23 protein-coding genes are annotated in these 25,407 nt (G+C 57.4%); 17 read left to right on the forward strand and 6 right to left on the reverse strand.

The genetic code is table 11. The features are described from left to right. From lepB to acpS, 6 genes are all read left to right on the forward strand, one after another. Positions 1-975, forward strand: a complete 975-nt coding sequence (gene lepB, locus ACHH0Z_RS20900; protein ID WP_044597786.1) for a signal peptidase I — start codon at positions 1-3, stop codon at positions 973-975. A 222-nt stretch (positions 976-1,197) separates the two neighbouring features. Continuing rightward, positions 1,198-1,878 (forward strand): ribonuclease III, encoded by a 681-nt coding sequence (rnc, locus tag ACHH0Z_RS20905; protein ID WP_003860711.1) that lies wholly within the window; start codon positions 1,198-1,200, stop codon positions 1,876-1,878. Next, the gene (gene era / locus ACHH0Z_RS20910; RefSeq protein WP_008502181.1) at positions 1,875-2,780 is read left to right on the forward strand and encodes a GTPase Era; all 906 of its coding nucleotides are present in this window, start codon (positions 1,875-1,877) and stop codon (positions 2,778-2,780) included. Before rnc ends, era begins: the two co-directional genes overlap by 4 nt. A 17-nt stretch (positions 2,781-2,797) precedes the next feature. Then, positions 2,798-3,505: a DNA repair protein RecO gene (gene recO, locus ACHH0Z_RS20915; protein WP_008502180.1), complete on the forward strand. Its 708-nt coding sequence runs from the start codon at positions 2,798-2,800 to the stop codon at positions 3,503-3,505. Positions 3,506-3,580: 75 nt separating this feature from the next. Next, the gene (pdxJ, locus tag ACHH0Z_RS20920; protein ID WP_008502179.1) at positions 3,581-4,312 is read left to right on the forward strand and encodes a pyridoxine 5'-phosphate synthase; all 732 of its coding nucleotides are present in this window, start codon (positions 3,581-3,583) and stop codon (positions 4,310-4,312) included. Continuing rightward, on the forward strand, positions 4,312-4,692 hold the full coding sequence (acpS, locus tag ACHH0Z_RS20925; protein ID WP_023294331.1) for a holo-ACP synthase: 381 nt from the start codon (positions 4,312-4,314) through the stop codon (positions 4,690-4,692). The genes pdxJ and acpS overlap by 1 nt, the downstream gene beginning before the upstream one ends. Here the strand turns inward: acpS and ACHH0Z_RS20930 are convergent. Further along, complete coding sequence (locus tag ACHH0Z_RS20930) at positions 4,689-4,949, reverse strand: YfhL family 4Fe-4S dicluster ferredoxin (protein WP_008502177.1); 261 nt, start codon at positions 4,947-4,949, stop codon at positions 4,689-4,691. The two genes, acpS and ACHH0Z_RS20930, sit on opposite strands and share 4 nt — an antisense overlap. 46 nt (positions 4,950-4,995) lie before the next feature. Further along, entirely contained in the window at positions 4,996-5,844 is an 849-nt protein-coding gene (locus ACHH0Z_RS20935; protein WP_023294330.1) for a MurR/RpiR family transcriptional regulator, read from the reverse strand. Positions 5,845-5,961: 117 nt separating this feature from the next. Between ACHH0Z_RS20935 and murQ the strand changes: the two genes are divergently transcribed. Genes murQ through tadA form a run of 4 tightly spaced genes read left to right on the forward strand, consistent with a single transcriptional unit; the run spans position 5,962 to position 9,431 of the window. Then, positions 5,962-6,855, forward strand: coding sequence for an N-acetylmuramic acid 6-phosphate etherase (gene murQ, locus ACHH0Z_RS20940; RefSeq protein WP_045406029.1), 894 nt, complete (start codon positions 5,962-5,964; stop codon positions 6,853-6,855). Between the two features lie 11 nt (positions 6,856-6,866). Next, positions 6,867-8,228, forward strand: a complete 1,362-nt coding sequence (locus ACHH0Z_RS20945) for a PTS transporter subunit EIIC (protein ID WP_008502174.1) — start codon at positions 6,867-6,869, stop codon at positions 8,226-8,228. Between the two features lie 3 nt (positions 8,229-8,231). Then, positions 8,232-8,867, forward strand: coding sequence for a phosphatidylglycerophosphatase C (yfhb, locus tag ACHH0Z_RS20950; protein WP_021241877.1), 636 nt, complete (start codon positions 8,232-8,234; stop codon positions 8,865-8,867). 24 nt (positions 8,868-8,891) lie between these two features. Then, positions 8,892-9,431, forward strand: coding sequence for a tRNA adenosine(34) deaminase TadA (tadA, locus tag ACHH0Z_RS20955; RefSeq protein WP_008502172.1), 540 nt, complete (start codon positions 8,892-8,894; stop codon positions 9,429-9,431). Here the strand turns inward: tadA and mltF are convergent. After that, positions 9,319-10,869, reverse strand: coding sequence for a membrane-bound lytic murein transglycosylase MltF (gene mltF / locus ACHH0Z_RS20960; RefSeq protein WP_021241875.1), 1,551 nt, complete (start codon positions 10,867-10,869; stop codon positions 9,319-9,321). The two genes, tadA and mltF, sit on opposite strands and share 113 nt — an antisense overlap. A gap of 267 nt (positions 10,870-11,136) precedes the next feature. Here mltF and purL point away from each other — a divergent pair, with 267 nt between their 5' ends. The 5 genes from purL to glnB all read left to right on the forward strand — a co-directional run bounded on the left by purL (position 11,137) and on the right by glnB (position 19,451). Next, positions 11,137-15,024, forward strand: coding sequence for a phosphoribosylformylglycinamidine synthase (gene purL / locus ACHH0Z_RS20965; protein ID WP_045406030.1), 3,888 nt, complete (start codon positions 11,137-11,139; stop codon positions 15,022-15,024). 532 nt (positions 15,025-15,556) lie between these two features. Then, complete coding sequence (gene qseE, locus ACHH0Z_RS20970; RefSeq protein ID WP_021241873.1) at positions 15,557-16,984, forward strand: two component system sensor histidine kinase QseE/GlrK; 1,428 nt, start codon at positions 15,557-15,559, stop codon at positions 16,982-16,984. Position 16,985: 1 nt separating this feature from the next. Further along, on the forward strand, positions 16,986-17,723 hold the full coding sequence (gene qseG, locus ACHH0Z_RS20975) for a two-component system QseEF-associated lipoprotein QseG (protein ID WP_045406033.1): 738 nt from the start codon (positions 16,986-16,988) through the stop codon (positions 17,721-17,723). Further along, positions 17,710-19,047: a two-component system response regulator GlrR gene (gene glrR, locus ACHH0Z_RS20980; protein ID WP_021241871.1), complete on the forward strand. Its 1,338-nt coding sequence runs from the start codon at positions 17,710-17,712 to the stop codon at positions 19,045-19,047. Before qseG ends, glrR begins: the two co-directional genes overlap by 14 nt. Before the next feature lie 65 nt (positions 19,048-19,112). After that, on the forward strand, positions 19,113-19,451 hold the full coding sequence (gene glnB, locus ACHH0Z_RS20985; RefSeq protein ID WP_003860685.1) for a nitrogen regulatory protein P-II: 339 nt from the start codon (positions 19,113-19,115) through the stop codon (positions 19,449-19,451). 73 nt (positions 19,452-19,524) lie between these two features. Here glnB and hmpA read toward each other — a convergent pair whose 3' ends face one another. Next, positions 19,525-20,715: an NO-inducible flavohemoprotein gene (gene hmpA / locus ACHH0Z_RS20990; protein ID WP_045406034.1), complete on the reverse strand. Its 1,191-nt coding sequence runs from the start codon at positions 20,713-20,715 to the stop codon at positions 19,525-19,527. A gap of 304 nt (positions 20,716-21,019) precedes the next feature. On the opposite strand from hmpA, the gene glyA reads away from it, so the two are divergent. Further along, on the forward strand, positions 21,020-22,273 hold the full coding sequence (gene glyA / locus ACHH0Z_RS20995) for a serine hydroxymethyltransferase (protein WP_008502165.1): 1,254 nt from the start codon (positions 21,020-21,022) through the stop codon (positions 22,271-22,273). A 54-nt stretch (positions 22,274-22,327) separates the two neighbouring features. Here the strand turns inward: glyA and ACHH0Z_RS21000 are convergent, their stop codons facing one another. Next, the gene (locus ACHH0Z_RS21000) at positions 22,328-22,750 is read right to left on the reverse strand and encodes a DoxX family protein (RefSeq protein WP_008502164.1); all 423 of its coding nucleotides are present in this window, start codon (positions 22,748-22,750) and stop codon (positions 22,328-22,330) included. Between the two features lie 173 nt (positions 22,751-22,923). Between ACHH0Z_RS21000 and ACHH0Z_RS21005 the strand changes: the two genes are divergently transcribed. Beyond that, positions 22,924-24,069: a 3-phenylpropionate MFS transporter gene (locus ACHH0Z_RS21005; RefSeq protein WP_032675343.1), complete on the forward strand. Its 1,146-nt coding sequence runs from the start codon at positions 22,924-22,926 to the stop codon at positions 24,067-24,069. Here the strand turns inward: ACHH0Z_RS21005 and csiE are convergent. Further along, positions 24,064-25,341, reverse strand: coding sequence for a stationary phase inducible protein CsiE (gene csiE, locus ACHH0Z_RS21010; protein WP_008502162.1), 1,278 nt, complete (start codon positions 25,339-25,341; stop codon positions 24,064-24,066). The two genes, ACHH0Z_RS21005 and csiE, sit on opposite strands and share 6 nt — an antisense overlap. Positions 25,342-25,407: the final 66 nt, after the last annotated feature.

Raw genomic sequence — 25,407 nt, forward strand, 5'->3', positions numbered from 1 at the left:
ATGGCGAACATGTTTGCCCTGATCCTGGTCATTGCTACCCTGGTGACAGGTCTGCTGTGGTGTCTGGATAAGTTTATCTTCGCCCCAAAACGTCGTGAACGTCAGGCTGCCGCACAGGTAGCCACTGGCGATGGTATTGACGCGAAAACCCTGAAGAAAGTCGGTCCGAAACCGGGCTGGCTGGAAACGGGCGCCTCGGTGTTTCCGGTGCTGGCGATTGTGCTGGTGGTACGTTCGTTTATTTACGAACCGTTCCAGATCCCATCAGGTTCAATGATGCCAACGCTGCTGATTGGTGATTTTATTCTGGTAGAGAAGTTTGCCTACGGCATTAAAGATCCGATCTACCAGAAAACGCTGATCGAGACCGGTCATCCGAAACGTGGCGACATCGTGGTGTTCAAATATCCGGAAGATCCGCGCCTGGACTACATCAAGCGCGCGGTAGGTCTGCCGGGTGACAAAGTGACTTACGATCCGGTTGCGAAAGAAGTCACCGTTCAGCCAGGCTGCAGCTCCGGTACCGCATGTGAAAACGCGCTGCCAATCACTTACTCGAACGTTGAGCCAAGTGATTTTGTGCAGACCTTTGCCCGTCAAAACGGCGGCGAAGCGAGCAGCGGATTCTTCCAGGTACCGAAAGGCGAAACCAAAGATAACGGTATTCGTCTGGTTGAGCGCAAAGAGACGCTGGGTGACGTGACGCACCGTATCCTCACCGTGCCAATCGCGCAGGATCAAGTGGGTATGTACTATCGTCAGCCGGGCCAGCAGCTGGCAAGCTGGATTGTACCGCCAGGCCATTACTTCATGATGGGTGACAACCGCGATAATTCTGCGGACAGCCGTTACTGGGGCTTTGTGCCGGAAGCGAATCTGGTCGGTAAAGCGACCGCAATCTGGATGAGTTTTGAGAAGCAGGAAGGTGAATGGCCGACCGGCGTACGCCTGAATCGTATTGGCGGAATCCATTAATTCTCACTAAATGAACGTGTAGCCGCGAATTAACGCGGCTACATGAATTATTTCACCGATAAATCTCTTCGAACTAACGACATCCCCTGTCGTTGTGTATAGAATATTCCCCCGAAGTTTAAGGTTGGCCCTGCAAGGGTGCCACGGCACACGAAACCGCGTTGGTTTTCTCAGGTCGGTTTCGTGTGCTGCATTTTTGACGCATTCATTTATTGGTATCGCATGAACCCCATCGTAATTAATCGGCTTCAACGGAAGCTGGGCTACACTTTTCATCATCAGGAGTTGTTGCAACAGGCATTAACCCACCGCAGTGCCAGCAGCAAACATAATGAGCGTCTCGAGTTTTTAGGCGACTCTATTTTAAGTTTCGTGATTGCGAATGCGCTTTATCATCGTTTCCCGCGCGTGGATGAAGGTGATATGAGCCGCATGCGTGCCACGCTGGTTCGGGGTAATACCCTTGCGGAAATCGCGCGCGAATTTGAGCTGGGCGAATGTCTGCGTCTTGGGCCGGGCGAACTGAAAAGCGGCGGCTTCCGTCGTGAATCTATTCTTGCCGATACGGTCGAAGCATTAATTGGTGGTGTGTTCCTGGACAGCGATATCCAGACCGTCGAAAAGCTGATCCTGAACTGGTATCAGACCCGTCTGGACGAAATCAGCCCGGGCGATAAACAAAAAGATCCCAAAACGCGTCTGCAGGAATATTTGCAGGGCCGTCATCTGCCGCTGCCATCTTATCTGGTGGTGCAGGTTCGTGGCGAAGCGCACGATCAGGAATTTACCATTCATTGCCAGGTCAGTGGCCTGAGTGAACCGGTGGTGGGCACAGGTTCAAGCCGTCGTAAGGCTGAACAGGCTGCCGCCGAACAGGCGTTAAAAATGCTGGAGCTGGAATGAGCGAAGAAAAGACCTATTGCGGATTTATTGCCATCGTCGGACGTCCGAACGTCGGCAAATCCACCCTGTTGAATAATCTGCTTGGGCAGAAGATTTCTATCACCTCGCGTAAGGCGCAGACCACGCGTCACCGCATCGTCGGTATCCATACTGAAGGCGCGTATCAGGCGATCTACGTCGATACCCCGGGCCTGCACATGGAAGAGAAGCGTGCCATCAACCGTCTGATGAACAAGGCGGCGAGCAGCTCGATTGGCGACGTGGAGCTGGTGATTTTCGTTGTGGAAGGCACCCGCTGGACGCCGGACGACGAGATGGTGCTGAACAAGCTGCGCGACGGCAAAACGCCGGTCATCCTCGCCGTCAACAAAGTTGACAACGTGCAGGAAAAGGCAGATCTGCTGCCGCATCTGCAGTGGCTCGGTAGCCAGATGAACTTCCTCGACATCGTTCCGCTGTCTGCGGAGACGGGGCTGAACGTGGATACCATCGCGGGCATCGTGCGCAAACATCTGCCGGAAGCGATTCATCACTTCCCGGAAGAGTACATCACCGATCGCTCTCAGCGCTTTATGGCGTCTGAAATCATCCGTGAAAAGCTGATGCGTTTCCTGGGCGCTGAACTGCCGTACTCTGTGACGGTGGAGATCGAGCGTTTCCAGAGCAACGAGCGTGGCGGCTACGACATCAACGGCCTGATCCTCGTTGAGCGTGAAGGGCAGAAGAAGATGGTGATCGGCAATAAAGGCGCCAAGATCAAAACCATCGGCATCGAAGCCCGAAAGGACATGCAGGAGATGTTCGAAGCGCCGGTTCACCTTGAACTGTGGGTGAAAGTGAAATCTGGCTGGGCCGATGATGAGCGTGCTCTGCGCAGCCTCGGTTACGGCGAAGACCAGTAACACAAGACGACGAGCATATGGATGGATGGCAGCGCGCCTTTGTCCTGCATAGTCGTCCCTGGAGCGAAACCAGCCTGATGCTGGACGTCTTCACGGAAGAGTCGGGCCGCGTGCGCCTTGTTGCAAAAGGCGCACGTTCCAAACGTTCTAACCTGAAAGGTGCCTTACAGCCTTTCACGCCGTTGCTGGTCCGCTTTGGTGGGCGAGGGGAAGTCAAAACCCTGCGCAGCGCCGAAGCCGTCTCCCTGGCGCTTCCTCTCTCAGGCATCACGCTCTACAGCGGTCTGTATGTCAATGAACTCATCTCACGCGTTCTTGAACATGAGACCCGCTTCTCTGAACTTTTCTTTGATTATCTGCACTGTATCCAGGCGCTGGCTGGCGCAACCGGTACGCCCGAGCCTGCGCTGCGGCGTTTTGAGCTGGCGCTGTTGGGCCATCTTGGGTACGGGGTCGATTTTCTGCACTGTGCGGGCAGCGGTGACGAAGTGGAAGACACCATGACCTACCGCTACCGCGAAGAAAAAGGCTTCATTGCCAGCGTCGTGATTGACAACAGCACCTTTACCGGGCGTCAGCTCCGGGCGCTTTATGAGCGCGAGTTTCCCGATCAGGATACCCTGCGCGCAGCAAAACGCTTTACCCGGATTGCCCTCAAGCCGTATCTTGGCGGCAAGCCCTTAAAGAGCCGCGAATTATTCAGGCAGTTTGTGCCGAAACGTTAACGTTTTTCCCCCTCACCCCAGCCCTCTCCCGGAGGGAGAGGGGGAGGGAAATGAACCAAAATACCGAGGATTGTCATGGCTGAATTACTGTTAGGCGTCAACATCGATCACATCGCCACGCTGCGTAATGCGCGCGGCACGGCGTATCCCGATCCGGTTCAGGCGGCGTTTATCGCTGAACAGGCTGGCGCCGACGGCATTACCGTTCACCTGCGTGAAGACCGTCGCCACATCACTGACCGCGACGTTCGCATTCTGCGTCAGACGCTGGACACCCGTATGAATCTGGAGATGGCGGTCACCGAAGAGATGCTCGCCATTGCCTGCGAGACCCAGCCGCACTTCTGCTGCCTGGTGCCGGAAAAACGCCAGGAAGTCACGACCGAAGGCGGTCTGGACGTGGCCGGCCAGCTCGACAAAATGCGCGATGCCTGCAAGCGCCTGGCTGATGCCGGTATCCTGGTTTCGCTGTTTATTGACGCCGACTTCACCCAGATTAAAGCGGCAGCCGACGTGGGCGCGCCGTATATCGAAATTCACACCGGCTGCTATGCCGATGCCAAAAACGATGCCGAGCAGGCGAAAGAGCTGGAGCGTATTGCTAAAGCGGCCACCTACGCGGCGAGCCTGGGTCTGAAGGTCAATGCCGGTCACGGCCTGACCTACCATAACGTGAAGGCGATTGCCGCCATCCCGGAAATGCACGAGCTGAACATCGGTCACGCGATCATTGGGCGCGCGGTGATGAGCGGCCTGAAAGAGGCGGTCGCAGAAATGAAACGCCTGATGCTGGAAGCGCGTCAGTAATGGCCATTCTGGGCTTAGGCACCGATATCGTTGAAATAGCCCGCATTGAAGCGGTGATCGCCCGCAGCGGCGATCGCCTCGCAAGGCGCGTGCTGAGCGATAACGAATGGGCCATCTGGGAAGCGCATCAGCAGCCGGTGCGTTTTCTGGCGAAGCGTTTTGCGGTAAAAGAGGCGGCCGCCAAAGCCTTCGGGACCGGCATTCGTAACGGTCTGGCGTTCAACCAGTTTGAAGTGTTTAACGATGAGCTGGGTAAGCCAAGCCTGCGCTTATGGGGCGAGGCGCAAAAGCTGGCCGAGAAGCTGGGCGTGAATCACATGCACGTGACGATCGCGGATGAGCGTCACTATGCCAGCGCAACGGTGATCATCGAAAGTTAAAGTTTGTCCGCGTGGTGCATCAGGACAAACTTATCCCACAGCTGCTCTTCGCTCTCGACGTGTGCCGGATCCTTCAGGATGGTATTGGGGATCGGGCACACTTTCTGACAGGTCGGCGTCTCATAGTGGCCGATGCATTCCGTGCAGCGGTCACTGTTAATCTCATAAATGCTGTCGCCCATCGAAATGGCCTGGTTCGGGCATTCGGGCTCGCACATATCGCAATTAATGCATTTTTTGGTAATTAACAGCGCCATCAGGAAATTCTCAGAAACAACACAAACTGGGCGGGCATTATACGCGTCAAACCAGTTTCTTTACCAGTTCTTCGCTGTGGCGAATGCGCTCGGGCGCACGCTCCAGATCCTGCTGCACCAGTGCCATAAACAGCAGGTCCGTCAGCATCATTTGTGCGCTGGTGGACGAGATAGCCGCGCTGCGCGTGGCCTGTTCCTCGGCAATGGTATATAAACAGCGCGTGGCCCGCTGCTGTAGGGCATTCGGCGTAAAACCGGTGATCGCCAGAATTTTACCGCCGACGCGCAGGACTTCGTCGGTGGCCATGTTGATCTCACGGCGCTCGCCGGAATAGGAGATCGCCAGCAGCAGATCGTCAGGATCCATCGCCTGTACGGTCGCCAGCAGGGCGTGCATATCCTGCTCGACGATGGCGTTAAGGCCAATTTTTGTCAGCTTCCAGCCAAAGTTACGCGCCACAAGTCCGGACGCGCCGATGCCGGTCAGAACGATCCGCCGCGCGCCGCGCAGCATCGCCACGCTCTCCAGCAGCTTCTCTTCCGTATTCACATCGAGCGTCGCATGCATGGCCGCCACGTTCTCTTTGATCAGCTTTTCACCGACCAGCCGCATCGGATCGTCTCCGCGGATCTGATTATGCACCGGCATGGACTGCGGGTTAGGGTTACTGACCAGCGCTTCACTGATCGCCAGCTTGAGGGCGGGGAATCCCTTAAAGCCAATCTTCTGCGCAAATTTCACCACGCTGGACTGGCTCACCCCGGCTTCACTCGCCAACTGCTGCGAGCTGAGATGGCGCGCGTGGTCGGGTTGAGAAAGCAGAAAATCCGCCAGCTTCTTGTCGCTTTGGGCAAAGCCTGCGTAGCGCTGACGAATGCGAATTAAACAGTTCATACGGTCTCCTGGCGAAAATGTGATTATCTGCGCAAATACGGATTTTGCTCGCCTGAATGAATTTTATATTCCATTATAGTGTGATTATTATGAATTAAAAATTCTTGAGGTACAAAAATGAATCTTGGCTCACTTGTTTCTGAAACACGTAACCCGCAAACCATGGATCTGGATGCGCTCTCCACCCTGGAGCTGGTTAACCGCTTTAATCAACAGGATACGCTGGTCGCGCAGGCAGTGAAAGAGACATTACCCGAGGTGGCGAAAGCGGTCGATGCGGCTGCGGACGCCCTCAAGGCCGGTGGACGCATTATTTACATGGGGGCGGGGACCAGCGGGCGTTTAGGGGTCCTGGACGCGTCAGAATGTCCGCCAACCTTTGGGGTCCCGCATGGACTGGTAGTTGGGCTGATCGCCGGTGGCCCCGGTGCGCTGCTGAAAGCCGTTGAAGGGGCGGAAGACAACAAACAGCTGGGCGAGGATGACCTGAAGGATCTTAATCTGACCGCGAAGGATCTGGTGGTCGGGCTGGCGGCATCCGGGCGTACGCCGTACGTGATTGGCGGGCTGGAATACGCCAACCAGACCGGCTGCACGACGGTCGCCATCTCCTGCAACCCTGGCTCACCGATTGCGCAGGTGGCCGCTATTGCTATCTCGCCAGTTGTCGGGCCGGAAGCGCTCACCGGCTCCACGCGCCTGAAATCCGGGACCGCGCAAAAGCTGGTGCTCAATATGATCTCCACCGGCGCGATGGTGAAGTTCGGCAAGGTGTATCAGAACCTGATGGTGGATATGCAGGCCACCAACGTCAAGCTGGTGGACAGAGCCTGCCGCATGGTGATGGAGGCGACGGGCGCAGGCCGCGAAGAGGCGGAAGCGGTACTCAAACAGACCGATCACGATGTTAAACCGGCCATTTTGATGATCTTAAGCGGGCTGGATGCGGCGGCCGCAAGAGCCAAACTCGATGCGCATAACGGTTTCTTACGGGCGGCATTAGAACACTAACAGAGGCGTGTATGGACAAAACAGCAGCGCTCGCCAGCGGCATCCTGCAGGGGATTGGTGGGGAACAAAATATTCAGCGTCTCGAAAACTGCATGACGCGCGTGCGCGTCGAGGTGCATGACGACGACCAGCTTGACGTGCCGCGTCTGAAGCAGCTTTCCGGCGTCAGCGGCTACGTGAAGCAGGGGCAGCAGCACCAGCTGATCGTCGGCCCAGGGAAAGCGGCGCAGGTTGTCGATGCCATGCGCGCGCTGATGGGCGTGAGTGCGAGCGTATCGATTGACGATGCTGAGCGCACCAAAGCCCAGGCAAAGGCGAAATACAAAGCCCCCATGAGCGATGCGCTGCGACAGCTGGCAAACGTCTTTATTCCGCTGATCCCGGCGTTTATTGCCTCAGGCCTGATCACCGGGATCATCAATATCCTCAAGCGCCCGGATATTGTGGGGGATTTCGCCACGCAGTATCCGAACCTGCTGGGAATTCTCGGGATCTTCGGCAGCGCGGTGTTCGCCATCATGAACATTCTGGTCGGGGTGAATACCGCGAAGGTGTTTGGCGGATCGCTGGCGATGGGCGGGGTGATGGCGGGCATCTTGTCCAGCCCGCAGCTGGCGCAAATTACGCTGTTTGGTGAGGCGCTCCAGCCGGGCCGCGGCGGGGTGATCGCGGTGCTGCTGGTGGTCATCCTGATGTGCTGGATCGAGAAACGGCTGCGCGCGGTTCTGCCAGGCTCTATCGAGCTGATTCTCAACCCGCTGCTGACCACGCTGATTACCGGTAGCGTAGCGATTGTGGCACTCCAGCCGTTAGGCGGGTGGATCTCTGAGGCCATTGCCCACGGTGCGTCGCTGGCGATTGACCGCGGCGGCCTGTTAGTGGGCGCGGTGCTGTCGGGTACTTTCCTGCCGCTGGTGCTGACCGGCCTGCATCAGGGGCTGGTACCGATCCACGTCGAGCTGGTGCAGGCGCACGGCTATAACGCGCTGCTGCCTATCCTGTCGATGGCGGGTGTAGGGCAGGTCGGCGCGGCAATTGCGGTACTGATGAAAACCCGCAACGCGCGTCTGAAAAAAATGATTAAAGGCGCACTCCCGGTCGGACTGCTCGGCATTGGCGAGCCGCTGATTTTCGGTGTTACGCTGCCGCTGGGTAAACCGTTCCTCGCGGCCTGTCTGGGCGGCGCGGTAGGCGGGGCGCTGATCAGCTACTGGAAAGTTGCAACCGTCATCACCTTTGGTCTCTCGGGGTTACCGCTGGCATTAACCATCGTGACCGGAAAAGTGGTGCTCTATCTGTTAGGCTATTTAGTAGCGGTGATCGCCGGGTTCCTGTTTACCTGGCTGTTAGGTTTCAACGACCCAGAGGAGTAAGGTTTGGCAAATCACGGGCGTCGCGTTGTCTTTTTCGACCTGGATGGCACGCTGCATCAGCAGGATATGTTTGGTACGTTTATGCGTTACCTGCTGCGGCGTCAGCCTCTGAATGCGCTGCTCGTGCTACCGCTCTTACCTGTTATTGGGATCGCGCTGCTGGTGAAGGGCCGTGCGGCGCGATGGCCGATGAGCCTGCTGCTGTGGGGATGTACGTTTGGGCACAGCGAAGCGCGCCTCAAACAGCTCGAGCAGGATTTTGCGCAGTGGTTCCGCGGCCACGTTGCCGCATTCCCGGTGGTGCAGGCGCGCCTGACCGGCTACCTCGACGCGAACGATGCCGACATCTGGCTGATTACCGGCTCCCCGCAGACGCTGGTGGAGCAGGTCTACTTTGATACCCCCTGGCTTCCGCGCGTGAATCTTATCGCCACGCAAATTGCCCGCGGTTACGGCGGTTGGGTGCTGACGATGCGCTGCCTGGGTCATGAAAAAGTGGTCCAGCTGGAAAAACGTATCGGCACGCCACTGCGCCTGTACAGCGGCTACAGCGACAGCAAGCAGGACAACCCGCTGCTCTATTTTTGCCAGCACCGCTGGCGCGTCACGCCATCAGGTGAACTTCAGCAACTCGAATAGTCTTATCCATAAGGGGTGTGTATAATGCCGCCCGCTTTTCGACTGGAGTATCAACCGTTGTCCAACCCTGAATTCTCGCATGAATACTGGATGCGCCACGCGCTAACGCTCGCTCAGCGTGCCTGGGACGAGGGCGAAGTGCCCGTGGGCGCCGTGCTGGTCCACAATAACCAGGTGATTGGTGAAGGGTGGAACCGTCCCATTGGCCGCCACGATCCGACGGCGCACGCCGAAATCATGGCGCTTCGTCAGGGCGGTCTGGTGCTGCAAAACTATCGCCTGCTTGATACCACGCTGTATGTGACGCTGGAGCCGTGCGTGATGTGCTCCGGGGCGATGGTACACAGCCGGATCGGAACTCTGGTCTTCGGTGCGCGAGATGAAAAAACCGGCGCGGCCGGTTCGCTGATGGACGTGCTGGGTCACCCGGGGATGAACCACCAGGTAAAGACTATCGGCGGGGTGCTTGCACCAGAGTGTTCGGGGCTATTAAGCGATTTCTTTCGAATGCGCCGTCAGCAGAAAAAGCAGCAAAAGGCAGAATTGAAGCCGACGGACGGTTAAGCTCGTCCGGCGCCACGACAGGGTAACTTTGAGCCAGCCGTTTGGCCTCTGTCGCCTCTTTCTCTTTCTCCAGCAGATACCCGACCAGGCTAATCTGATATTTACGGATATTTTCCACGTAGGCGTAGGCTTCATGCCCGCGCGCGTAGCCGTACGTCAGCTTGTTATACCATGGCTTCTGGCTCAGCAGCGGCAGCCGCTGTTTTACGTCTGACCAGCTGTCCGGGTTGCCTTTCGTTTTGGCCGTCAGCGCTCGCGCATCCAGCATATGCGCATAGCCCATATTGTAGGCCGCCAGCGCGAACCAGATCCGCTCCTCTTCCGGCACCGTTTCCGGGACTTTGGCCATCATATCCTGCAGGTAGCGCGCGCCGCCGCTGATGCTCTGTTCCGCGTCGGTACGGTCATTGACGCCCAGGCTCAGCGCGGTATTTTTGGTTAACATCATCAAACCACGTACGCCAGTCGGAGACGTGGCCTGGGTATCCCAGTGGGATTCCTGATAAGAAATAGCCGCCAGCAGTTTCCAGTCAATTTCCTGGGCGTATTTTTCGAACAGCGGCTGCAGGTCCGGCAGGACGCTGTCTACCGCACGCAGGAAGCTGCGGGTATCAACGTAGTCAAAGTCATCACCATGCCCGAGGTACTTCTCCTCCAGGCGCGCCAGCGTACCGTCTTCATTCATGGTGTTGAAGAAATCGAGCATCGCGGCAGAGAGGGTCTGATCGTCGTCGAGCTGAGTAAACCAGGTCACTGGCTGCTCGTCGGTGACGTCCAGCGCCACGGCGATTTCAGGATGCACCCGCTGGAACAGGCTGATCGCGACCGAATCGGCGATGGTGTAGGGGACTTTCTGATCTTTTACCTGCTCCAGCAGCTCCGTCGTGCCGAGTTTCGCATCCACCGTCCAGCTCAGGTCGGGATATTTCTTCTCCTTGAGCTCGCGCAGATCGTCAATCACCACGTGGCCGGGGGCAATCGTCAGCTGCCGATCGTTAATCGACGCCAGCGAGCGCGGGCGCAGGCTCCCGACGCGATAAACCAGCTGCTGCGAAACGGAGTAGTAGGTCGGGCCCGGCTGATAGTTTTTGCTGCGCTCGCTGTTATACACCAGCCCGGCGGCCAGCATATCGGCATCGTCGTTATCGAGGTCGTCAAACAGCTGGTTGATATTCTGGCGGACGGTGATTTTTAGCTTCACGCCAAGATAATCGGCGAACTGTTGTGCCAGTTCATAATCCAGACCAATGATTTTGCCGTTGATGTCGCTGTAAATCAGCGGAGAGTTAAGGGTACTGACGCGCAATTCCCCCCGCTCCTGAATGGCGGCGATACGGTTTTCGGCTTTGCCGATCCAGGGGATGGAAGGCCAGAGGGCCACTGCCAACAGCAACGTTACAATGCCGATGAGCAGATAATTAATCTTTAATTTTTTCAATTAGTTAATTCTCTGCGACGCCGGTTGCCTCAGTCTGCTGTAGCCATGTTAACAATAAGGTTTGCCATTGAATGAGCGGCATTTTGCGTAAACTTGCGCCACTTGGCAACCAATTAGAGAGACAGGTCACATCTATTGTTAAATCTCTTTGCCAATTTTATTTCGACGCAAACGGTTTCGTCGGCGCTCAGGATTCTCTATAATGACGCCCGTTTTCCCCCCTTGCGCACACTGTAAGCGCCCCGGCGCTTCGAAGACGAGAGACTTATGATGGAAATTCTGCGTGGTTCGCCTGCACTGTCTGCCTTCCGTATTACCAAACTGCTGGCACGTTTTCAGGCGGCCGACCTTCCGGTAAGCAATATTTACGCTGAGTATGTCCATTTTGCTGACCTGAATGCCCCCCTGAATGCAGAGGAGCGCGTACAGCTGGAACGCCTGCTCAAGTATGGCCCAAGCCTCAGCAGCCATACGCCAACCGGCAAACTGATCCTTGCGACGCCGCGTCCGGGCACCATCTCCCCCTGGTCTTCCAAAGCCACCGACATCGCCCACAACTGTGGCCTGAGCCAGATTAACCGTCTGGAGCGCGGCGTGGCGTACTACGTGGAAGCCTCTACCCTGAGCGACGCGCAGTGGCAGGCGGTTGCGGCTGAACTGCACGACCGCATGATGGAGAGCGTATTTGCCTCTCTCGATGACGCGCAGAAGCTTTTCTCCCACCATCAGCCTGCGCCGGTACAGAGCGTGGACCTGCTGGGGCAGGGCCGTCAGGCACTGATTGACGCCAACCTGCGTCTCGGCCTGGCGCTGGCAGAAGACGAAATCGACTACCTGCAGGATGCGTTCGTTAAGCTCAACCGTAACCCGAACGACATTGAACTCTACATGTTCGCGCAGGCGAACTCGGAGCACTGCCGCCACAAGATTTTCAATGCCGACTGGATTATTGACGGCGAACAGCAGCCAAAGTCGCTGTTCAAAATGATCAAAAATACCATGGAGCAAACCCCTGACCACGTGCTGTCTGCCTATAAAGACAACGCCGCGGTGATGGAAGGTTCCGAGGTGGGCCGCTTCTTCGCCGATCGCGAAGCAGGGCGCTATGACTTCCATCAGGAGCCCGCGCATATCCTGATGAAGGTTGAAACCCACAACCACCCGACGGCGATCTCCCCGTGGCCGGGTGCGGCGACCGGCTCCGGCGGTGAAATCCGTGACGAAGGGGCGACCGGTCGTGGTGCAAAACCAAAAGCGGGTCTGGTCGGTTTCTCCGTCTCCAACCTGCGTATCCCGGGCTTTGAACAGCCGTGGGAAGAAGATTTCGGCAAGCCAGAGCGCATTGTGACCGCGCTGGATATCATGACCGAAGGCCCGCTGGGCGGCGCGGCGTTTAACAACGAATTTGGTCGTCCGGCGCTGAACGGTTACTTCCGTACCTATGAAGAGAAAGTGGACAGCCACAACGGCGAAGAGCTGCGCGGCTACCACAAACCGATCATGCTGGCGGGCGGGATCGGCAACATCCGTGCCGATCACGTGCAGAAAGGCGAGATCGTCGTCGGCGCGAAGCTGATCGTGCTCGGCGGCCCGGCGATGAACATCGGTCTGGGAGGCGGTGCGGCCTCTTCGATGGCCTCCGGCCAGTCTGATGCGGATCTTGACTTCGCGTCCGTGCAGCGTGACAACCCGGAGATGGAGCGTCGCTGTCAGGAAGTGATCGACCGCTGCTGGCAGCTGGGCGATGCTAACCCGATCCTCTTCATCCATGACGTCGGTGCGGGCGGTTTGTCCAACGCCATGCCGGAGCTGGTGAGCGACGGCGGCCGCGGTGGTCGTTTCAACCTGCGCGACATCCTGAGCGATGAGCCAGGCATGAGCCCGCTGGAAATCTGGTGTAACGAATCCCAGGAGCGCTACGTGCTGGCCGTTGCGGCGGATCAGCTGCCGCTGTTTGACGAGCTGTGCCGCCGCGAGCGCGCGCCGTATGCCGTCATCGGTGAAGCGACCGAAGAGCAGCACCTGACTCTGAGTGACACCCATTTCGACAACCAGCCGATCGATCTGCCGCTCGACGTCCTGCTCGGTAAAACGCCGAAGATGACCCGCGACGTGCAGACCCGTAAAGCGGCGGGCAAAGCGCTGGATCGCCAGGGCATTACCGTGGCTGAAGCCGTTAATCGCGTGCTGCACCTGCCAGCTGTTGCTGAGAAAACCTTCCTGGTGACCATCGGCGACCGTACCGTGACCGGTATGGTATCCCGCGACCAGATGGTCGGCCCGTGGCAGATCCCGGTGGCGAACTGCGCCGTGACCACCGCGAGCCTCGACAGCTACTACGGCGAAGCGATGGCGCTGGGTGAACGCACCCCGGTCGCGCTGCTGGACTTCGCGGCCTCTGCCCGTCTGGCCGTCGGTGAAGCGCTGACCAACATCGCCGCGACGCAGATTGGCGACATCAAACGTATTAAGCTCTCCGCCAACTGGATGGCCGCTGCCGGCCACCCTGGCGAAGACGCGGGCCTGTATGAAGCCGTGAAGGCGGTGGGTGAGGAGCTGTGTCCTGCCCTCGGCCTGACTATTCCGGTGGGTAAAGACTCCATGTCGATGAAAACCCGCTGGCAGGAAGGTAACGAGCAGCGCGAGATGACCTCTCCGCTGTCGCTGGTGATCACCGCGTTTGCCCGCGTGGAAGACGTGCGCCACACCGTTACGCCGCAACTGGCCACCGAAGACAACGCCCTGCTGCTGATTGACCTGGGCAAAGGCCACAATGCGCTGGGCGCCACCGCGCTGGCGCAGGTTTACCGTCAGCTCGGCGACAAGCCAGCCGACGTGCGCGACGTGGTGCAGCTGAAAGGCTTCTACGACGCGATTCAGGCGCTGGTGGCGCAGCGCAAGCTGCTGGCCTACCACGACCGCTCCGACGGCGGCCTGCTGGTGACGCTGGCAGAGATGGCCTTCACCGGCCACTGCGGCGTGGAAGCGAACATTGCCACCCTTGGCGAAGACCGCCTGGCGGCGCTGTTCAACGAAGAGCTGGGCGCGGTGATTCAGGTTCGTGCGGCGGATCGCGATGCGGTTGAAGCGCTGCTGGCGCAGCATGGCCTGGCTGACTGCGTGCACTATCTGGGTAAAGCCGTTCAGGGTGACCGCTTTGTCATTGAAGCTGACGGTCACGCCGTGTTCAGCGAAAGCCGCACCACGCTGCGCATGTGGTGGGCGGAAACCACCTGGCAGATGCAGCGCCTGCGTGATAACCCGGAATGTGCCGATCAGGAGCACAACGCGAAGGCCAATGATCAGGATCCAGGCCTGAACGTGAAGCTCTCCTTCGACATCAACGAAGACATCGCCGCGCCGTACATTGCGACCGGTGCGCGTCCGAAAGTGGCCGTGCTGCGCGAGCAGGGCGTTAACTCCCACGTTGAGATGGCGGCTGCCTTCCACCGCGCGGGCTTTGACGCTATCGACGTCCACATGAGCGATCTGCTGGCCGGACGTACCGGTCTGGAAGATTTCCAGGCGCTGGTGGCGTGCGGCGGCTTCTCCTACGGCGACGTGCTGGGCGCGGGCGAAGGCTGGGCGAAGTCCATTCTGTTCAACAGCCGCGTGCGCGACGAGTTCGAAACCTTCTTCCACCGTCCGCAGACGCTGGCGCTGGGCGTGTGTAACGGCTGCCAGATGATGTCTAACCTGCGCGAGCTTATCCCGGGCAGCGAAGCCTGGCCGCGCTTTGTGCGTAACCAGTCTGACCGCTTCGAAGCACGCTTCAGCCTGGTGGAAGTGACCCAGAGCCCGTCTCTGCTGCTGCAGGGTATGGTCGGTTCACAGATGCCAATCGCCGTTTCCCACGGTGAAGGTCAGGTAGAGGTGCGTGATGCTGCGCATCTGGCTCAGCTGGAGAGCAAAGGTCTGGTAGCGCTGCGCTTTGTCGATAACTTCGGCAAGGTGACAGAAACCTACCCGGCTAACCCGAACGGCTCCGTCAACGGTATTACGGCGGTGACCAGCGAAAGCGGTCGTGCCACCATCATGATGCCGCATCCGGAACGCGTGTTCCGCACCGTGAGCAACTCCTGGCACCCGGAAAACTGGGGCGAGGACAGCCCGTGGATGCGCATCTTCCGCAACGCCCGTAAACAGCTGGGTTAAGTTTCAGCATCCTGACTGTAGGCCCGGTAGGCGCGAGCGCCACCGGGCTTTTTTGTCTCTGTCGCAAAATCGCGACAACCCTCTGGTTTGGGTGTCTCCAAAAGGAGACATTTAACCTGTTGATTTATATACGGTAGAAAAGGTTCCCGTTAAGGTGTTGCTGAACAGCGACACTTAGCCTGGAAATCATTCAACCGATAATGAACGGGTTAAGTGAGTAAAAATCATATATTTCAATGTGTTAATATTTTGTTTTGCATTTTGGCATGGGTGTTGCATAATATTAACCAGTGGCTCATTCACCTTCTTATGTCAGCCCCTTCGGGACGTGCTACATAAACTTCGAATGACGCACAAAAAGGTGCCTGCCGTCCAACTACTGATCATAGCGATGCTTTATCAGGCCAGGGCGAAACGTCGAGTTAGGCACCGCCTCATTCCATGACAAAGCCGGGTTTTTACCCGGCTTTGTTGTATCTGAAGGGCAGACTCAGTTACGCTCTGCGTATATCCCCATTAAGAGAGTAATGCGTTGAAACGCTGGCCCGTTTTTCCCCGTTCCCTGCGACAGCTCGTGATGATGGCCTTCCTGCTGATCCTGCTGCCGTTGCTGATCCTTGCCTGGCAGGCCTGGCAAAGCCTGAACGCGTTGAGTGCCCAGGCGGCACTGACGAACCGCACGACGCTTATTGACGCAAGACGCAGTGAAGCCATGACCAACGCCGCGCTTGAGATGGAGCGTAGCTATCGTCAATACTGCGTGCTTGACGATCGCACGCTGGAAAAGGTGTACCAGAGTCAGCGCAAGCGCTATAGCGAAATGCTGGACGCCCACGCCGGCGTATTGCCTGACGACAAGCTGTATCAGGCGTTACGTCAGGATCTGAACGATCTTGCGCAGCTGCAGTGCCACAACAGTGGACCCGATGCCGCCGCCGCCGCGCGTCTTGAAGCCTTCGCCAACGCCAATACCGAGATGGTGCAGTCAACCCGCACGGTAATTTTCTCTCGCGGCCAGCAGCTTCAGCAGGAGATTGCCGAGCGCGGCCAGTTCTTCGGCTGGCAGGCGCTGGTGCTGTTCCTCGTGAGCCTCGGGCTGGTGCTGCTCTTTACCCGCATGATCATCGGCCCGGTGAAGGGTATCCAGCGGATGATCAATCGCCTGGGGGAGGGGAAATCGCTCGGGGATACGGTCGCTTTTAAAGGTCCCCGCGAATTGCGTTCCGTCGGTCAGCGTATTATCTGGCTGTCCGAGCGCCTGGCGTGGCTTGAATCACAGCGTCATCAGTTCCTGCGCCATATCTCCCATGAGCTTAAAACGCCGCTGGCCAGCATGCGCGAAGGGACGGAGCTGCTGGCGGACGAAGTGGCTGGGCCGCTTACGCCCGAACAGAAAGAAATTGTCGAGATCCTGGATAACAGCAGCCGCAATCTGCAGAAGCTGATTGAGCAGCTGCTGGATTACAACCGCAAGCTGGCTGACGGGGCGGTCGTACTGGAAAACGTCGACATTGAACCGCTGGTGGATATGGTGATCTCCGCCCATAGCCTGCCAGCAAGAGCTAAAATGATGCATACCGGTGTAGAGCTGAATGCGCCGACCTGTCTTGCTGAACCCATGCTGTTAATGAGCGTGCTGGATAATCTTTATTCCAATGCGGTGCACTATGGTACTGAATCCGGTAACATTTATATCCGAAGCTATACGAAGGGTTCCCGGGTGTTTATAGACGTCGCTAACACCGGCACCCCGATCCCCGATGACGAAAAAACCATGATCTTCGAGCCCTTTTTCCAAGGGAGTCATCAGCGGAAAGGTGCGGTGAAAGGCAGTGGTCTGGGCTTAAGCATCGCCCGGGACTGCATACGACGCATGCAGGGTGAGCTTAACATCGCCACGGACGAACGTTCGGATGTTTGCTTCCGTATTGAACTGCCCCTGAGCCGGAAAAATCAATAAAATGAATCTATGTCTGGTGAGTATGTCACACGTCTTTTCCCGCGCCGTACGCGCGGTGTTTTCCCGCAGCACGCTTCGCCTGAGCCTGCCCTGTTTATTTCTGGCAGGGTGTGTTTCCCATGTGCCGCAAAGTGCGATTAGCGATAAACAAGAAGATAAATGGCCCGATAACCAGCTGGCTGATTTCCTCTCAACCCGCTGTGACGACATCTGGAACCTCTCAGGCCATGACGTCGAAACTAACCCGCTGTTCTGGCTGCGCGGGATAGATTGCGCCCAGCGTCTGGCGCCGGTTGATGCCCGCGCGAAAGCGGCGATGCTGGATGATGATACCTGGCAGGACGCGTTCAAGCGTGGGATTTTGCTGGCGGATGCGAAAATCACTCCCGTCGAACGCCGCACCAACGTGACCCGGCTGGACACGTTTGTCGTCAATCTTCCGGTACAGATCCGCCCGGTATACCAGCTCTGGCGCGAGGGACAGACGCTACAGCTTCAGCTTTCTGAAGAGCGCTCCCGCTACAGCAAGCTGCAACAGTCAACCGACAGCGAGCTGGATACGCTGCGTCAACAGCAGCAACATTTACGTACCCAGCTGGATACCACGACGCGCAAGCTGGAGAATCTGACCGATATCGAAAGACAGCTCTCGTCGCGTAAATATCAGCCGGGGAGTTCATCCGCTGCGCCGGACAGCGATACGCCGAAACAAGAGGATGTGAAGCATGACGAGCCGTAAACCAGCCCATCTCTTACTGGTGGATGACGATCCCGGGCTGTTAAAGCTGCTGGGAATGCGTCTGGTGAGTGAAGGCTATAGCGTCGTGACCGCGGAAAGCGGGCTGGAGGGGCTGAAAATTCTCAGCCGCGAGAAAATCGATCTGGTGATAAGCGACCTGCGGATGGATGAAATGGACGGCCTGCAGCTGTTCGCGGAGATCCAGAAGCAGCAGCCGGGTATGCCCGTGATTATCCTGACCGCGCACGGGTCGATCCCGGATGCGGTTGCCGCGACGCAGCAGGGGGTGTTCAGCTTCCTGACCAAGCCGGTGGACAAAGACGCACTGTATAAGGCTATCGACAGCGCGCTGGAACATGCCGCTCCGGCGGGGGATGAAGCCTGGCGGGAATCTATCGTCACGCGCAGCCCCGTGATGCTGCGTCTGCTGGAACAGGCGAGGATGGTGGCGCAGTCGGACGTCAGCGTGCTTATCAACGGCCAGAGCGGAACCGGAAAAGAGATCCTCGCGCAGGCGATTCATAACGCCAGCCCGCGCAGCAAGAACGCCTTTATTGCGATTAACTGCGGCGCGCTCCCGGAGCAGCTGCTTGAATCCGAACTGTTTGGTCATGCCCGCGGCGCATTCACCGGTGCGGTAAGCAGCCGTGAAGGGTTGTTCCAGGCGGCGGAAGGCGGCACGCTGTTCCTGGACGAGATTGGCGACATGCCCGCGCCGCTGCAGGTCAAGCTGCTGCGCGTGCTGCAGGAGCGCAAAGTGCGCCCGCTGGGCAGCAACCGCGATATCGATATTAACGTGCGAATTATCTCCGCTACCCACCGCGATCTGCCAAAAGTGATGGCCCGCAACGAGTTCCGCGAAGATCTCTACTACCGCCTGAACGTGGTCAACCTGAAGATCCCGGCGCTGGCCGAACGTGCGGAAGACATTCCGCTGCTGGCGAACCATCTTTTGCGCCAGGCGGCCGATCGCCATAAACCGTTCGTGCGCGCGTTTTCAACCGATGCGATGAAGCGGCTGATGGCCGCAAGCTGGCCGGGTAACGTCCGTCAGCTGGTCAACGTGATTGAGCAGTGCGTGGCGCTGACCTCCTCACCGGTCATCAGCGACGCGCTGGTGGAGCAGGCGCTGGAAGGGGAAAACACGGCCTTGCCGACGTTTGCCGAAGCGCGTAACCAGTTCGAGCTGAACTATCTGCGCAAGCTATTGCAGATCACCAAAGGCAACGTGACCCACGCGGCGCGCATGGCCGGACGCAACCGCACCGAGTTTTATAAACTGCTGTCACGCCATGAGCTGGAAGCAAACGATTTTAAAGAGTAATGCCGTATGGTACTGTGAGCAACCGATTACGAAGCAGCTTACAGGCAAGAGTTTAAGGACCCACCATGAAAAAGATTGATGCGATTATTAAACCTTTCAAACTGGATGATGTACGTGAAGCGCTGGCGGAAGTCGGCATCACCGGGATGACCGTGACGGAAGTGAAAGGTTTTGGTCGTCAGAAAGGCCACACCGAGCTTTACCGTGGCGCAGAGTACATGGTGGACTTTCTGCCGAAAGTGAAAATTGAAATCGTGGTCAGCGACGATATCGTCGACACCTGTGTGGACACCATTATCCGCACGGCGCAGACCGGCAAGATTGGCGATGGTAAAATCTTCGTCTTTGACGTGGCGCGCGTGATCCGTATCCGTACCGGCGAAGAAGACGACGCCGCGATTTAAGCATTTTCCAGGCCGGGTAAGGCGCAGCCGCCACCCGACGGAAAAAAGCCCCTCAAACGAGGGGCTTTTTGCATTACAGCACCTTATGCGGCCCGAAACATTCGTAATGAATGTTGTCTTTGTTCACGCCCAGCTCAACCAGCTGCTTCGCGGCATACTGCATAAACGCCACCGGTCCACAGACGTAGAACTGCATGTCCGGTGCGCTGAACGCACCTTCATGCTGGCTTAAATCCATCAACCCTTCGCTGTCAAATTGCGCGGCAGCGCGATCCGCTTCCGTCGGCAGACGATACCAGGTATGCGCGGTGAAACGCGGCAGGGAGGCTCCGAGCGTTTTCACCTCATCCGCAAAGGCGTGCACGTCGCCGTTTTCGGCGGCATGGAACCAGTTAACCTGCGCACCGTGGTGTGATTTTGCCAGCGTATCGAGCATGGCCAGCATTGGCGTCTGGCCGACACCCGCAGAGATCAGCGTCACCGGGGTATTCGCTTCAACGGCCATGAAGAAGTCGCCCGCTGGCGCGGCCAGATGGACCACGTCGCCCACGTTAGCTTCGTTGTGCAGCCAGCTGGAAACCTGACCGCCGTCCTCACGCTTCACCGCAATGCGGTAGGCTTTGCCGTTTGGCTTGCGGGTAAGAGAATACTGGCGGATCTCCTGATGCGGGAAACCTTCAGGCTTCAGCCACACGCCCAGATACTGTCCTGGCTGGTAATCGGCCACCGGTTTACCGTCCACCGGCTCAAACTCGAAGCTGGTGATTAACGCGCTGCGCGGGGTTTTCTCAACGATGCGGAACGCGCGGGTGCCTTCCCAGCCGCCGTTCTTGCTGGCGTTTTCGCTGTAAATCTGCGCTTCACGGTTGATAAACACGTTTGCCAGCACGCCGTAGGCTTTACCCCACGCGTCCAGCACCTCCTGACCCGGGCTGAACATTTCGTCCAGCGTCGCCAGCAGGTGAGTGCCGACGATGTTGTACTGCTCGGGTTGGATCTGGAAGCTGGTATGTTTCTGCGCGATTTTTTCCACCGCGGGCAGCAGCGCAGCCAGGTTTTCAATATTGCTGGCGTAAGCCGCGATGGCGTTGAACAGCGCTTCACGCTGATCGCCGTTACGCTGGTTGCTCATGTTGAAAATCTCTTTGAGCTCCGGGTTGTGCGTGAACATGCGGTCGTAGAAATGGGCGGTGAGTTTAGGGCCGGTTTCCACCAGCAGGGGAATAGTGGCTTTTACGGTAGCGATGGTTTGAGCGTCGAGCATGAGCGCGTCCTTCTGATGTCATTTTAATGATGTATTTTAAATGCATCTTATAAAAAATACCCCTGCGTTGTAAATGGTTCTTTGCAAGATGAAAAATATGCATCACAAACCTGAAAAGAAATCCGCTTGAAAGGGCGAGCGCTTTATTCCTCAAACCCTTGCGTGGCGGGTAGGAAAACGTTTGCGTAAAATCGTTTGTCAAGACCTGTTATCACAGAACTAATCAGTTATACTGTTGCCCGTCGTCCAACAGGACTGCCTTTTCAGGCCAAAATTTACTTGTTAGCTGAGTCAGGAGATGCGGATGTTAAAGCGTGAAATGAACATTGCCGATTATGATGCCGAACTGTGGCAGGCTATGGAGCAGGAAAAAGTACGTCAGGAAGAGCACATCGAACTGATCGCCTCCGAAAACTACACCAGCCCGCGCGTGATGCAGGCGCAGGGGTCTCAGCTGACCAACAAATACGCTGAAGGTTACCCGGGCAAACGCTATTACGGCGGTTGCGAGTACGTTGATATCGTTGAGCAGCTGGCTATCGATCGTGCGAAAGAACTTTTTGGCGCTGACTATGCAAACGTCCAGCCGCACTCTGGCTCTCAGGCTAACTTCGCGGTCTACACCGCACTGCTGCAGCCGGGCGATACCGTTCTGGGTATGAACCTGGCGCAGGGCGGCCACCTGACTCACGGCTCCCCGGTTAACTTCTCCGGCAAACTGTACAACATCATCCCTTACGGTATTGATGAGTCCGGTAAAATTGACTACGAAGACATGGCGAAGCAGGCTAAAGAGCACAAGCCGAAGATGATCATCGGTGGCTTCTCTGCTTACTCCGGTATCGTTGACTGGGCAAAAATGCGCGAAATCGCAGACAGCATCGGCGCGTACCTGTTCGTTGACATGGCGCACGTAGCGGGCCTGATTGCCGCAGGCGTTTACCCTAACCCGGTTCCACACGCTCACGTTGTGACCACCACTACCCACAAAACCCTGGCGGGTCCACGCGGTGGCCTGATCCTGGCGAAAGGCGGTGACGAAGAGCTGTACAAAAAACTGAACTCCGCGGTGTTCCCAAGCGCGCAGGGCGGCCCGCTGATGCACGTTATCGCGGCAAAAGCGGTCGCGCTGAAAGAAGCGATGGAGCCAGAGTTCAAGGTTTACCAGCAGCAGGTTGCTAAGAACGCCAAAGCGATGGTGGAAGTGTTCCTGAACCGTGGCTACAAAGTGGTATCCGGCGGGACTGAAAACCACCTCTTCCTGCTGGATCTGGTTGATAAGAACCTGACCGGTAAAGAAGCTGACGCTGCCCTGGGCCGCGCCAACATCACCGTGAACAAAAACAGCGTGCCAAACGATCCGAAGAGCCCGTTCGTGACCTCCGGTATCCGTATCGGTTCTCCGGCCGTGACTCGCCGCGGCTTCAAAGAAGCGGAAGTAAAAGAGCTGGCTGGCTGGATGTGTGACGTTCTGGACAACATCAATGACGAAGCGGTTATCGAGCGCGTCAAAGGTAAAGTTCTGGATATCTGCGCACGCTTCCCGGTATACGCATAATTCCTCTGCTTTGCAGAAATAAAAAAGGCCGCGCATGCGGCCTTTTTTTATGGCTTAACGCCGGTCCAGGGAGATGGCGCCAGGTCCGACAATCGCCAGCAAAATAAAGGCGCCAGCAATACTGACGTTCTTGTAGAAATTAATCATATTTGGTACGACTGCATCACCGGTCATATCCCAGTAGTGATGCCCAATCACCGCCGTTCCGAGGGTATAGAACACAAACAGTACCGCGAGAGGACGGGTGAAAAAGCCCAGTACGATTAGGATCGCAGCAGGCACTTCCATCACCACCGCAATAATGGCCGCCAGCATGGGCATCGGCGTGCCCAGCGAGGTCATGTATTGTACGGTACCGCTAAACCCCGTCAGTTTCGGGTAACCAAAGATAATAAACAGCACGACAAGCGCGATGCGGCCAATGAGCAGCAGCAGATGACGCGACTGACCAAAATCGAGATAACGTAGTGAGTTCATGGCAGAAATACCTCTGCAAGTGGAGTAATTTAAACGTAATACACATTTTCATTCCCTGCCATAAGCCAGACGACTGCACAAAATGTTAATTTTTCGTTAATTTATAGCAGGCTATCTACTTGCTTAATTTTTATATTCTCGCCAGACTATGGCCTCGATTTCGGGAGGGATTCATGGTCTTGCATTCCACGCGCTGGCTGGCGCTCAGTTATTTCACCTATTTCTTTAGCTACGGCATTTTTCTGCCTTTCTGGAGCGTCTGGCTTAAGGGTATCGGCCTGACGCCTGAGACCATCGGCGTCCTGCTGGGGGCCGGGCTGGTGGCGCGTTTCCTCGGCAGCCTGCTGATCGCCCCGCGCGTCAGCGATCCCTCCTTATTGATCAAGGCCGTACGCATTCTGGCTCTGCTGACCCTGATCTTTGTGACCTGCTTCTGGGTCAGCCACCAGTTTGCCTGGCTGATGGTGGTGATGGTCGGCTTTAACCTGTTCTTCTCACCGCTGGTGCCGCTGACGGATGCCCTGGCGAACACCTGGCAGAAACAGATCACCATGGACTACGGTCGCGTGCGCCTGTGGGGCTCTATCGCCTTTGTGATTGGCTCGGCGCTGGTGGGCAAACTGGTCAGCCTTTACGATTACCGCGCGATTCTTGCCCTGCTGAGCATCGGTATTGCCTCGATGCTGCTGGGTATGCTGCTGCGACCGTCGGTGATGCCGCAAGGGGAAAGTCGCCATCAGGAGAGCGCGGGCTGGCCCGCATGGCGGAGTCTGGTCGCACAGAGTTGGCGTTTTCTGGCGTGCGTATGCCTCCTTCAGGGGGCACACGCGGCGTACTATGGTTTCAGCGCCATCTACTGGCAAGGCGCAGGTTATTCCGCTTCCGCCGTGGGCTATCTGTGGTCGCTGGGCGTGGTGGCCGAAGTCATTATCTTTGCCCTGAGCAAAAAACTGTTCCGCCGCTTTGGCGCGCGTGACCTGCTGCTGCTTTCCGCCGTGTGCGGCGTGGCGCGCTGGGGGATTATGGGCTGGACGACCGATCTGCCGTGGCTGATTGTGGCGCAAATTCTTCACTGCGGCACCTTTACCGTGTGCCATCTGGCGGCCATGCGCTATATCGCTGCGCGCGAGGGCGGGGACGTGATTCGCCTGCAGGCCGTCTATTCGGCAGTGGCGATGGGGGGCAGTATCGCGATCATGACGGTCTTTGCAGGGTTCCTTTACCAGCACCTGGGGCACGGCGTCTTCTGGGTGATGGCGCTGGTCGCCTTGCCCGCCATTGTTGTTCGCCCTAAAGTGGCCGCCCGCGCGTCGCTATGATTCCAGCATGGCGCGAATATGTTCTTGCTGCTGCGCGTTCAGTGTCTCAACGGCATGGATCAGCGGCGGCGAGAACAGCGGCAGGGCCGTCGGGTAGGGGGTGATAACCAGCGCGGCTTCGCGCGGCGCCCCCTCTTTCTGAAAAGCCTGCAGCGTCAGGTAGCGTATGTTGAGCGGCAGCAGCGTCAGCTCGCGAAGCTGCTGTTCGATCTGCTCCTCACTGGCTTTATCGTCTCCCGTCAGCAGGATCACCTGTTTTTCATGCAGATCGGTCTCCTGCATCAGCCAGGCACCGAAAATTACCGCCACCAGGCTCATCTCTTCGTCGGAAAAACGCAGCCCGAATTCCGCCTCCAGCTCAAACAGCGCCTCTTTCGTGGTACGTAACAGCCGGGGATAAAGGCGATGGATCTCCTCCGGCAGGCTGTTGTCGATGCCGATCTCAAACAGCGAACGGTCCAGCGCCTGAGCCAGATGGATATACAGCTGATCGGTCAGCCCCTGCTCATCGCTGAAGTTCATTCCGGTCTGCGAGCGAAAACGGGCCACCATGCGCACGATGGCCCGGCGTAGACGCTGATCCTGCTGGTGCTTATCGAGCACCGGATCGGGCGTGCGGAGCATCATAAACAGCAGCGCCAGAAACAGCTGTTCATCCACGTGCGCGCCCTGCGGCACGCGCCGCTTCCAGTGGCGGACAATCTCCTGCGCCGTAAAATACTCTCCCCGCGACTGGGTCCAGCTGCGCTGGGCATGCGAAAACTGCGGCGTATTCCCGAGCTGGTGCTGAATAAGACAATATTGCAGATAGAGCTGTAAAAACTGCACATCGCGGCATTCAAACTGGCGCTGCAGCTTGCGTGAGCAGAAGCCGATCAGCGCCCGCAGGTTCGCATCGTCGTAAAGCGGGCGCGCGATGCCGAGTTGTTTAAGCGCGGTTTTTAATGCGGGGGTAAACTGGTGCGAGACAAACTGCGGGCAGAGCCGCAGCGCCCGGCGCAGCCAGTGCAGCAGGCATAAACGCTGATTCAGGGCTGTGCCTTCAATCCGGTAGCAGCCGTCGTGGTGCGTGACGATATCCAGCCGGTGATAGCGCTGGATTTCATCGCGCGTCTCGGCTATATCTTGCCGTGCCATCGCGTCGTCCACGCCGTTGGCAGCGATTATGCTCTGTGCGGTGACGGCAGCATCGGGCAGGTAAAGCATCAAAAGCACCTGGCAGCGGCGCTGCGAACTGGAAAGCACAGATGGAATTTCAAGCGTCGTCATCATCTGTCGGGTATCCAGTGTGAATGTTTGATAAGAATAGCTAAAGGATGGGCGCTGAAAAGCGCGCCG

Origin of the sequence: Enterobacter cloacae complex sp. 2024EL-00227 (genome assembly GCF_043945315.1) — a bacterium.
Lineage (GTDB): Bacteria > Pseudomonadota > Gammaproteobacteria > Enterobacterales > Enterobacteriaceae > Enterobacter > Enterobacter roggenkampii.